At 56.4% G+C, this 11,055-nt stretch carries 10 protein-coding genes; 1 reads left to right on the top strand and 9 read right to left on the bottom strand.

Annotated features, from left to right (window positions below; translation table 11 throughout):
• Window positions 1-164: 164 nt before the first annotated feature.
• The 9 genes from FC18_RS06050 to mmuM form a co-directional block, all read right to left on the bottom strand.
• Complete coding sequence (locus FC18_RS06050) at window positions 165-1,154, bottom strand: D-2-hydroxyacid dehydrogenase (protein ID WP_056975734.1); 990 nt, start codon at window positions 1,152-1,154, stop codon at window positions 165-167.
• Window positions 1,155-1,413: 259 nt separating this feature from the next.
• Window positions 1,414-2,472 (bottom strand): D-alanine--D-alanine ligase family protein, encoded by a 1,059-nt coding sequence (locus FC18_RS06045; RefSeq protein ID WP_056975732.1) that lies wholly within the window; start codon window positions 2,470-2,472, stop codon window positions 1,414-1,416.
• Between the two features lie 219 nt (window positions 2,473-2,691).
• Window positions 2,692-3,696, bottom strand: a complete 1,005-nt coding sequence (locus FC18_RS06040) for a hypothetical protein (protein ID WP_056975730.1) — start codon at window positions 3,694-3,696, stop codon at window positions 2,692-2,694.
• A gap of 13 nt (window positions 3,697-3,709) precedes the next feature.
• Window positions 3,710-4,720, bottom strand: a complete 1,011-nt coding sequence (locus FC18_RS06035; RefSeq protein WP_056975728.1) for a hypothetical protein — start codon at window positions 4,718-4,720, stop codon at window positions 3,710-3,712.
• Window positions 4,710-5,609, bottom strand: coding sequence for an ATP-binding cassette domain-containing protein (locus FC18_RS06030; RefSeq protein ID WP_054679117.1), 900 nt, complete (start codon window positions 5,607-5,609; stop codon window positions 4,710-4,712). Before FC18_RS06030 ends, FC18_RS06035 begins: the two co-directional genes overlap by 11 nt.
• 5 nt (window positions 5,610-5,614) lie before the next feature.
• Window positions 5,615-5,983, bottom strand: coding sequence for a GntR family transcriptional regulator (locus FC18_RS06025; protein ID WP_054679120.1), 369 nt, complete (start codon window positions 5,981-5,983; stop codon window positions 5,615-5,617).
• A 169-nt stretch (window positions 5,984-6,152) separates the two neighbouring features.
• Window positions 6,153-7,025 (bottom strand): ROK family protein, encoded by an 873-nt coding sequence (locus FC18_RS06020; RefSeq protein WP_054679122.1) that lies wholly within the window; start codon window positions 7,023-7,025, stop codon window positions 6,153-6,155.
• A gap of 129 nt (window positions 7,026-7,154) precedes the next feature.
• Window positions 7,155-8,132: a GMP reductase gene (gene guaC, locus FC18_RS06015; RefSeq protein WP_054679124.1), complete on the bottom strand. Its 978-nt coding sequence runs from the start codon at window positions 8,130-8,132 to the stop codon at window positions 7,155-7,157.
• Between the two features lie 217 nt (window positions 8,133-8,349).
• Window positions 8,350-9,303, bottom strand: a complete 954-nt coding sequence (mmuM, locus tag FC18_RS06010) for a homocysteine S-methyltransferase (RefSeq protein ID WP_054679128.1) — start codon at window positions 9,301-9,303, stop codon at window positions 8,350-8,352.
• Between the two features lie 156 nt (window positions 9,304-9,459).
• Between mmuM and FC18_RS06005 the strand changes: the two genes are divergently transcribed.
• Entirely contained in the window at window positions 9,460-10,848 is a 1,389-nt protein-coding gene (locus tag FC18_RS06005; RefSeq protein WP_056975726.1) for an amino acid permease, read from the top strand.
• Window positions 10,849-11,055 lie beyond the last annotated feature (207 nt).

Below are 11,055 nucleotides of genomic sequence, written 5' to 3'. Positions count from 1 at the left end.
CCTACACCTCTGAGTTGGAGAAAAATCTCCAACACCAGAAAGTGTAGACCCAAAATAGTACGACCATGGGCTAAACGAAAAAAGTTTAGCCTTTTTTGTGTTGTAAGCCTGCTGTAAAAAAAGCCACCACCCGTCACCAGGCAGTGGCCCTAAATCAATATTCACTAAATGTTTACTTCATTCTCCGCCTTGCCGTCGTTGATGAAGCCGGTCAAGTTGTTCAGGCTGAATTCGCACATGTTCTTCACCGCGGTGGCCGTGAAGTAAGCGATGTGGGGACTGAGCACCACGTTTGGCATATTCAGCATTTCATCCCAGACTGGGTCGTTGAAGTTGCCGTGCTGTTCCAGGTTCAGCAGGTCTTGCTGCTCGTATTCGAACGTGTCGATCCCGGCACCGGCAACCTTGCCGCTGTGCAGAGCATCGAGCAGCGCCTTCGTGTCAATCAGGTTGCCACGGGCAGTGTTGACGATGATGACGCCGTCCTTCATCTTAGCGAAGGAGTCGGCATTAATCATGTGCGTGTTCTGTGGCAGGCCAGGTACGTGCAGGTCGATAATGTCACTTTGCGCCAGCAGTTCATCGAGCGTTACGTAATCGATGTCGCTGTTCTTAGCTGGGAATGGGTCGTAGGCAATGACCTTGGCGCCGAAGCCGTTGAAAATCTGGATGGCAGCGCGGCCGATGCGACCCGTCCCGATGACCCCCACCGTGGAGTGCCCAACTTCGCGACCCATGTAGTGCATGGCGCCGTTGTAGTCGTTATTCTGCAGGTGCTGTTCGACCTGCCCGAGGTTCCGGCACAGGTGCATCACGAGTGTCACCGCGAATTCAGCGATGGCGCTTGGTGAGTAGGCAGGCACATTGCTAATGCGGACACCGGCGGCCTTCGCGCCTTCAAGATCAATGTTGTCGAGGCCGACGTTACGGATGGACAGGAAGTTAATCCCACGGTCCGCCATCATCTGGAACAACTTCGCGGAGTACGGCACGGTCTGCAGGCCAGTAATCCCCTGCGTGCCGTCTGCGGCGAGTTTCAACGTGTCTTCATTCAGCGTCTCGGTGAAGATTTGCATTTCGTTACCGGTGCGCTTGGCCCAAGCTTCCAAAAATGGCTTTTCGTCAACTCGAGTACCAAAAGATGCTAGTTTCATCAGAAATCCTCCTATTGTCTTTGGTTCGATGTTCAGTTGCTGCCCGTCGCGGCCACTCCGCAGCGGACTGTCAGGCGTTACCCAGCCGAGCGCTGCGGATTAACGGCGTTCGGTCAGTTCTAGAACGTCCCTACCCTTTAATTGTACGACTTTGCCCCCGGTGATTGCGAGCCGAAAGCGGTTAGATTTTTTCTAATTCAGTTGCCGGGGTAAACAAAAAGGCAGAACGCATGCGTGCATTCTGCCTTTTGTGGGTGCTTTAGTTGTTCAGGCCCGCTTCGTAGAGGGCAATCTTCCCCTTAACGATGGAGTCGACCAGTTCTTCGTAGGTCATGCCGTCCGCTTCTGCTTCTTGGGGGAGCAGAGACAGTGGCGTCATGCCGGGCAAATTGTTGGCCTCGATGACAAAGATATTGTTGTCCTTGTCGAGCAGGAAGTCGACCCGCGCGTAGTTCTGGAGCTCCAGAACGTCAAGCGTGCGCACGGCGATAGCCTGCATCCGCTTGTGGGTGTCCTCGTCCAGTTCTGGTGGGGTCACGAAGTCGGTGTGCCCAGGCTGGAACTTGTGCTCGAAGTCATACCAACCATCATGGACTTTAATCTCGATGGCAGGCAGCGCGCGGCCGTTCACCACGCCGAGAGAGAACTCGCGACCGGTGATGAATTCTTCGACGATGGCGGATGGGTCAAAGCGGAAGGCTTCAGTCAGCCCCGCTTCCAACTCTGCCTGGTCGTGCGCGATGGTCATCCCCACTGATGAACCGCCGCTGGTTGGCTTAACGATCATTGGGAAGCCGAACGGCATGGTCTGCTTGCTACCGTTCTCGCGAAGGACTTCCTTGAAGGCCGCCGTGGGAATGTCGCTTTGGAGCATAATCTTCTTGCTGATGACCTTGTTCATGGTCATCCCGGAAGCAAGCGCGCCACTACCGGTGTAGCGAATGTTGTTCAGGTCCAGGTATGCCTGCACCTTCCCGTTTTCGCCGTCGCCACCGTGCAGGGCGAGGTAAACAATGTCGGCCGCCTTGGCAATCTCGAGGACGCCAGGGCCGAAGAGCTGGGTGCTGCCGTCTGTGCGCAGAGCGTTGATGTCATCATCGGTGAGCACCGCGTCACTGATGGCCATGGAATCGGGGATGTTCGCGTCTGCAAAAACGTCGTCCACGTTTTGAACAGAGCTTAAATCGTAGCCGAGGAACAGGTCAACCAGGGTCGCATCGTGTCCGGCTGTGCGCAAAGCTGTGGTGATGCGGGTACCGCTAGAGAGGGAAACGTTTCGTTCCGTACTGCGGCCACCTGCTAAAACGCAAATCTTCATGGATATTCTCCTCCGTGATTTATCCGTACTATCTAGAATCTTAAGCTTACCACAAAATGCGCGCGTTCGCTGGCATTCCGGCTAATCTTAGGAAAAATGCAAACGTGCACATTTTTGCCGTCGCACGCCGCGCGCACCGGCTTTGACCGCAAATTTCTCCAGCAAAAAAGCAAGCAAACCCAGGCAACCCGCCTGAATTTTCTTGCTTTAATCCGCACATTATTTTGCCCGGTTCCGCCGCTCGACTAGCCACTGGCCGCCGAACCAAACAACCGCCGCAATGGCAATGATGACCAAGTCTTGCTTGAGCGGCCGGTTGACCACCGTGTACTTCTCATTGTAAGTGACATCGAAACTCAGCCACCAGCAAATGGCCCAGGCAATGAAGGCCAACACATTGGCCCCCGGCACGGTGAAGACACTGCGCAACCGCGTGCGGTCGGCAAAGCGGTTCATCAGGAAACCAAGTCCGCCAGTTAATACTAGGCCGCCCACGCCGAGGCCAAACACCAGCCAGTATTCCGTCCCCGGATCAATGATGAACCCGAATCCGGCCGGCGTCGCGATAATTGGCGTGCCGAAAATGCCATAGACCAGGAAGACGACCAGGATGATGGCTAGCAGCAACGCGAACCAGTTGTGCCCGAAGATAGTTCCGATGGCTTGACCGCCGAGATACAGCACCAAGATCCAGACGATGTTGAGCACAACCAGCAAGCCAACCTGGCCCGGTGCAATGCCAACGTACTTTGCCGGCACGCGGATGAAGTACGCTACAACCTGCGCCAGAACGTTCAGCGTGACCAGCCCGGCAAGCACACCGCTAAAGAGCAACGTGCGCGCCCCGTATACCTGATTCGTCGTGAAGCCAGCACGCTGGCAGAAGGTGTCGAAGCCGTTTTGCAACTCGATGTTCGTTAAGAGGGCTCCGAACAGGCCGGCAACCCCCAGCATGAAGATGGACACAATCACCCCACCATTCGAGTACGGGAACATCCCCGTCGTCTTCAGGTAGTACGCTGTTTCAACCTCCACGAAATCCTGGTAGCTATCGTAGTTGCCAGACTTGCCGTACTTGGTCAAGAACTGGGCCTTGGTCAGCACGTCATGATACGGGAGTGACTGCATGATGCCCACAACCGTGACAACCAGCGTCAACACGCCGAGTACCAAGATGATTGGCCGGTAACGCAACCACAAAATTTTCCATAAACGCTTATTCATTCAGTCCACCCCCTTACTTGAGCCCAATGCGGCGGGTCAGATAGTCGCCGCCAAACCACATGATGCCCGCGAAGACGATCCACATGATGGACATCGCCAGACCCGTGTAATCGATGCTGGCAGTGCCCACCTGCGCATTCGTCGCGATGGCAATCATGACGGCCAGGACCACGAACAACCTCGTTTTGGCCCCACGCATGGTGAAGTTCGCGTTAATCAGCTCGAACTGCACGTGCCGGGCAGCATATGCCAGTGCCCAAACGCTGAGCCCGAGCAGCACCAGGCCAACCAGCAGTGCCGGCCAGTAATCGTCCCCTGGGTTATCGAGCGTCACGTTGCTAAACGGCAGGATGTACACTGAGTTCGAAAACGCGGCAACGCTCATAATCCCGATACTCCAAAGCAGCACCGTGGCGAACAACCCGCGGCCAACCATCGTCGCGATTGCCTGCGCTGCTAAACTAACCCCGCCAACCCAGACGACATTATATAGAAGCACCAGCACGATTTGCCCCGGTTTAATCGTGATGAAATCGGGGTGCACGTGGTAATCAACCGCCAGCATGAACAGCATGTGCAAAACAGTGAGCACGCTGAACGTTGCGGCCAGAAACAACCCGCGAACTCGCAGGACCGTCTGCCGACTGAAGCCCGCCTGCTGGCAGAATACCAAAAATCCACTGCGCAGGTCGCGGCTGGCACAAACAATGCCCGCAATCAACGCTGTCAGCAGCATCAACACGGACAGCACCACGCCACCGTTACTGGACGGAATCGGGTCACTGGCCCGGACCTGGACGTACGGTGCGTAGACATCGTGCAGGTAGCCCACGTAATTTCGGTCGTACTGGCCCGGATGCTTGGCCATCTCATACAGATAGGTTGCACGGCTCATCGGCACGTCCGTTAGCCGACTGGCATAGTGCAAGATGAACCCGGTTATGAGCACCGTTACGAGCGCGAAAATAATCACGGCCGGCCAGTAGCGCTGCCACATTAACCGCCATAATCGCTTATTGCGCATCAGCGAGCTCCCCTTCCCGTGTCTTGCGATACTCCAGCTTGAACAAGTCAGTTAGCTGGAGTGGCAACTCTTCCTGCATCACCGGACTGGCTTGCCGCAAAGCTGCGGCCACCGTGTCATCGAAGTGGGGAAATACCACTTCCAGCACGCGGCCACGCCGGGACACAATCCGCCCATTTTCGCGGACCACGGCTGGAATCTCGCTACCCTTGAACACCAGCTGCATCTTCACCGCATCGGCGCGCACATCCTCAAGCGTGTAGACCTGACTGATGGTGCCGTGCTTCAGGAAGGCCACGCGGTCGGCGAGCCCGTCGAGTTCGTCCAGGTTGTGTGAGGCAATCATGAACGTGCGCTCGCCGCCCGTCACCGTGTCGATAACGAGGTTGATAATCTGTTCGCGCACAATCACGTCCAGGCCGTCGAACGGTTCGTCGAGCAGGATGAACTCGGCATTAGTGGCCAGCGCCAAAGCCAGCAGCACGTATGCGCGGTTCCCCTTCGACAAGCTGTTGAAGGTGGCACTGGCATTGATGTCGTTCTTGGCGAGCAAGGACGTGAACTGGTCGCAATCAAAACGCGCGTAGGCCGTGGCGTAGAATTCAGCCACCTTGGTCAACCGTGACGCGCCGAAGAACAGGTTATCGTTGTCGAGGAACACCATGTGCGTGCGCAATTGGGGTTCCTTCAGCAAGTCGTGCCCGTCCAGTGCCACCGTGCCGGATTGGGGCCGGTACGCGGCAGACAGTGCGCGCATCAACGTCGTTTTGCCCGCGCCGTTACGCCCCACCAGGCCCAGAATTTCGCCGGGATGCCAATCAAGATTGATATCGTGTAGAATGCTCTGCCCGTCAATTTTTTCTGCCAGGTTACTAATTTTGATTTCCATACCCATTACCCCTTAAAGTGCGCCGCAAGCCACTGGCTTAACGTCGCCTCATCGATACCCTGCGCGGTCGCCGTGACAACAAGTGCGTCGAAGCGATTCTTCAGCTCCCGCAATTCCGTTGCACTAAGTTCCCGCTGGTTGACGCTAATGAAGGAGCCGCGCCCCGGCTGTACCTCAATCACCCCGTCAACCTCCAACTGCTTGTACGCTTTGGCCACAGTGTTCGGATTGAGTTTCTCCGCCTGCGCCGTCTCCCGCACCGAGGGCAACTTGTCCCCCGGCTGCAAAATGCCGCGTACCACTTGATCCTTAACCTTCAGCACCAACCGCTCATAATAAGCAAGATGGCCAAGTTCTGCAGGATCCATTCTCATCCCTCCATTCGCCGCCGTGAATCTCCTGTTCACGGAGCAAGTCAATTAACACCCTTACGTGTACTATTGTAGTTAGTACACTCAAGAATTGCAAATGACTTTAGGGAAACTTTACTGGTGCGCAAAAAAAGAGGCCGTCAGCGACGGACCTCCTATGGAAAATTTGATTTTAATTTGCTGCCTTCAGCGCCGCTTCCGCCAGCGCGAAATCACCCACGGTCGCACTCGCGTTGTCCGGGAAGTGGCTGTGGACGATGAGTTCTTCTGGCACCTGGACGTAGCCGTTGTTCAGCTGGTCGAAGTACGCCCGCACGCGCGGCATGTCGTCTTCACTGATGACCGAACCGCCGAAGATAATCTTCTCGGGCGCCAGGTTCAGGTATGCATTCCACGCCATCTGCGCCGCGTAGTAATCGATGTAGTCAAACACGGGGTTGTCGCGGTCCAGGTTCTCGCCCTTCTCGCCCGTCCGCAGCTCAATCGTCGGCCCCGCCGCAACACCTTCAAAGCAGCGGTTGCCGTGGAACGGACAGCCCCCGGCGAAGTGATCATCAGGGTGCAGCATGACCGGCGCGTGCCCCATCTCGAGGTGCGCGTGGCCGCCGACGAACTGGCCGTCTTGAATCGCGCCGCCACCAATCCCGGTGCCGATGGTGAAGTACACCGCCGAGTCGACATCCTTCGCCGCGCCCGCGATGTACTCGCCGTAAACCGAGGCGTTGACGTCGGTGGTGAAGAACACCGGCACGTGCAGCGCGTCCGTTAACGTGCCGACCATGTCCGTGCCCGCCCAGCCCGGCTTGGGGGTGGCGAGGATATGGCCGTAATCCTGTGTCCCCTGCTTAATACCGATGGGACCGAACGAGCCCAAGCCAATCGCATCCACGGGGTTAGCCTTGAAGAAGTCGATGCAGTGCGCCAAGGTCACTGCCGGCGTCTCCGTGGAAATCCGCTTCTTTTGCAAAATGTTGTAATCCGCGTCCGCTGTCGCCAGGACGAATTTCGTCCCGCCGGCCTCAATAATGCCCAGTACGTAACTCACAATAATCACCTCATCTAGTTATTAACTAAATTATAGGGTGAAACCGCCTCCACTTCAAGATTTGTATATACATATATAGAAAAACGCGCGCCATTTGCCGAAACAAACGGTGCGCGTGTCATTCACGAATTAATATTGGTCCCCGTTGAAGATGGAATTCTTCACGATTACGTAGTCCACCTTCCGCAAGGCGCTGAGGTCGCGGCCCCCGGCATAGGAAACGGAACTCTGCAGGTCTTCCTGCATCTCGGTCAAGGTGTCAGCAATCTTGCCCTTCACTGGCAGCAAAATTTTCTTCCCCTCAACGTTATGGTGCGAATTCTTCTGGTACTGGGATGCGGAGCCGTAGTATTCCTGGAACAATTCGCCGTCGACTTCAACCTTCTTACCCGGGGTTTCCACGTGGCCGGCGAAGAGCGAGCCGATCATGCACATGCTGGCGCCGAACCGGACGGACTTGGCGATGTCGCCGTTGTTACGAATCCCGCCATCCGCGATGACGGGCTTGCTGGCGGCCTTCGCGCACCAGCGTAGGGCAGCAAGCTGCCAGCCCCCAGTCCCAAAGCCGGTCTTGAGCTTCGTGATGCAGACCTTACCGGGGCCGATACCGACCTTGGTGGCGTCCGCACCAGCGTTCTCCAGTTCCCGCACACCCTCTGGCGTCCCGACGTTCCCGGCAATCACGAACGTGTCGGGCAGGTGCAATTTGATGTGGTGAATCATGTCGATCACGACCTGGGAGTGGCCGTGCGCGATGTCGATGGTGATGTATTCAGGCACAAGCTTCTGTTCTTCCAGCTGCTGGATGAAGCCGAACTCACCGGGTTTGACCCCCACGGAGATTGACGCGAAGAGACCCCGCTTGTGCATGTCCGCCACGAAATCAGCGCGGGTTTCCGGCGTGAACCGGTGCATGACGTAGAAGTAGTCGTGTTCCGCCAGCCAGATTGCCAGTGGTTCGTCAATAATCGTCTGCATGTTCGCGGGTACAACCGGAATCTTGAACGTCCGGGGGCCGAACTTAATGGACGTATCCACTTCTTTGCGGCTGCGCACCACACACTTATTCGGAATCAACTGGATATCTTCGTAGTCAAAAATTTGCATTAGGGGTCCTCCATCACTAAAAGACGAACATTATTGCGAACGAGATAGCTATCGTTCACACCAATAGAGTACTATACCGGTGTTCGTGGTTATTGTCAAACCCGAACGAAATCTTTTGCGGTTCGCAAATAGTTTTTAAATTAGCCACATCATTCGGCTTTTACCCCATATAAAAACCGTTCAGCCACAATATCGCTGAACGGTTCCGGATTACTGTTTATTTGAACAGTGCCTGCTTAATCTCCGCCACGTCCGCTGGCGTCGTTCGGCAGCAACCACCCACGATGCGGGCCCCGTTGGCCACCCATTCGGGCACCAAATCACTGAAGGTCGCCGCTTCGGGGTTCACCTGCCAGCTCTTGTCGGTCGGGTCATAAATGTCGCCGTTGTTCGGGTACACGATGATTGGCTTAGCGGTGTGGGCGCTAATCACCCGCAGTGCCGACGTCACGTTGTTCATGGACGTGCAGTTGATGCCCAGCGCAACTACTTGCCGCTGATCGTTCAAAAATTCAACAACATCCGCAAGCGGCGTGCCGTCTGCCAGCTTGTCTTGATTCGTACCGATAGACAAAGACACCCACGCGGTCATCTCGGGGAACTCGTCTTTGAGCAAGGCACACAGCGCCTTGATCTCCGCGAAGTTCGGCATGGTCTCCAGCGCGAACAGATCCGCGCCGGCGCGTTCGAGCAGTGCCATGCGCCGCCAGTGGAAGTCCTGATACGCGTCCGCGGTCAAGTCGTACGCACCCGTATACTCGCTCCCGTCAGCCAGGAACGTGCCGTAAGGGCCCACGCTACCGGCAATCAGCAGGTTGCGCGCCTGACTGAAACGCTGCACGGTGGTCAAGTTCGCCAAGTATTCATCGCGCGCCGCACTGGCCAGCTGCACGGTCTGGCGAATCAGGTCGTCACTTTGCTGCTCGGTGAGGCCTAACTTAGCGAAGGCTTGCGGGTTAGCCTGGTATGAGTCAGTGGTCGCGATGTTCGCGCCGGCTTCGAAATAGCTGCGGTGCACCGCGATTACGGCTTCAGGATTCTTCAGCAGTGCCATCGCTGACCACAACGCGTTATTGGTGTCGACGCCGTGCTTCTCCAATTCCGTGCCCATCGCGCCATCATTAACTAAATATTGCTGCTGATCTAACAAGTTGCCCAGCGGATTTTGCATGTAGTTGCCTCCAGTAATCATTTGCAGTTACCCGGCACGGACCATTTAGCGCGGCACCGAGCAACTTCGCTCTGTTCTTAACTATCGGTTAATGTTAATCTAATCTAGTCTGTCACGCAAATTTTCTATCAATTCTTACATATTTCGGAGGCATATATGGCACAAGAACCACATACCAAGCTGGAACGTAAAATGGAATCGCGGCACCTCCTGATGATTTCGCTCGGCGGCGTTATCGGGACCGGATTGTTCCTGAGTTCTGGCTACACCATCAACCAGGCCGGCCCGGTCGGCACCATCCTCGCGTACGGCATCGGCGCGGTCGTCGTCTACCTCGTCATGCTGTGTCTGGGCGAATTATCCGTTGCGATGCCGCAAACCGGCTCATTCCACGTTTATGCCGACAAGTTCATCGGGCCCGGCACCGGATTCACCACCGCCATCTTGTACTGGCTGACGTGGACGGTCGCGCTCGGGTCGGAATTCACCGCGGCGGGGCTCATCATGAAGACGTGGTTCCCGCACACGCCAACGTGGATCTGGAGCCTGCTGTTCATGGTCGTGATTTTCACCGTCAACGCGTTGTCCGTGCGCTTCTTCGCCGAGGCCGAGTTCTGGTTCTCCAGCATCAAGGTGGTCGCCATCGTCGCGTTCATCGTGCTCGGGCTGCTGGCAATCGTCGGTGTGCTCCACATTCACGGCTACAGCAAGGCACCCGGACTGACGAATCTGTTCAAAGACGGGCTGTTCCCCACTGGCTTCAAGGGCGTCTTCACCACCATGCTGACGGTGAACTTCGCCTTCTCCGGCACCGAACTCATCGGGGTCACGGACGGCGAGACCAAGGACCCGGAGCACAACATCCCCAAGGCCATCCGCACCACACTCTTGCGCTTGGTTATCTTCTTCATCGGCAGCATCTTCGTCATGGCCGCGCTGATTCCGTGGCAAAAGGCGGGTGTCACCCAGAGTCCCTTCGTCCTCGTTTTCAATAGCATCGGCCTGCCCTTCGCCGGTGACATCATGAACTTCGTCGTGCTGACGGCCATCATGTCCGCCGCCAACTCCGGCCTCTACGCCTCGACGCGCATGCTGTGGTCACTGGCGAACGAGGGCATGATTAGCAAAAAATACGCGCACACCAACAGCCACGGCGTGCCCTTCCTTGCCCTGTGCATGAGCATGCTCGGCGGGATTCTCGCCCTGTTCTCCAGCGTCATCGCCGCCGACACGGTGTACCTCGTGCTGGTCTCCATTTCTGGCCTGGCCGTCGTCATCGTGTGGATGGTGATTGCCCTGTCAGAAATCAACTTCCGCAAGTCTTGGTTGCGCGGTGGCCACACCGTCGCTGAGCTGAAATACCGCACACCGTGGTACCCCATCGTGCCCTGGGCGGCATTCATCATGAGCCTGCTGTCGTGCGTGCTGATTGTTTTCGACCCCACGCAGCGGCCATCGCTGTACTACATGGTGCCATTCGTGCTCGCCTGCTATGCCTTTTATTATGGCCGCGAAAAATGGCGCAAGCGCGACTCGAACAAATAACTGCACGTTGACGCCCCGCTATTGCTTTTAGCAGGGACGCCATGCTATGCTGTGTGTATGGTGCCAAACCATACCGGTGAGTTAGCGGATCGGCGGGAAACCGTTCAGAAGGTCTTAAGGCTCGCCACTACATAGCTTACCAGCAGCACGGTTAATTTACCGTGCTGCTTTTTTGTTTGGCCGCACATAAAAACAGCCGCACCCCGG

It is taken from the genome of Lacticaseibacillus sharpeae JCM 1186 = DSM 20505, from assembly GCF_001436225.1.
GTDB lineage: Bacteria > Bacillota > Bacilli > Lactobacillales > Lactobacillaceae > Lacticaseibacillus > Lacticaseibacillus sharpeae.
The sequence above is the reverse complement of the archived record's forward strand: the minus strand, read 5'-3'. Positions and strand labels throughout refer to the sequence as shown.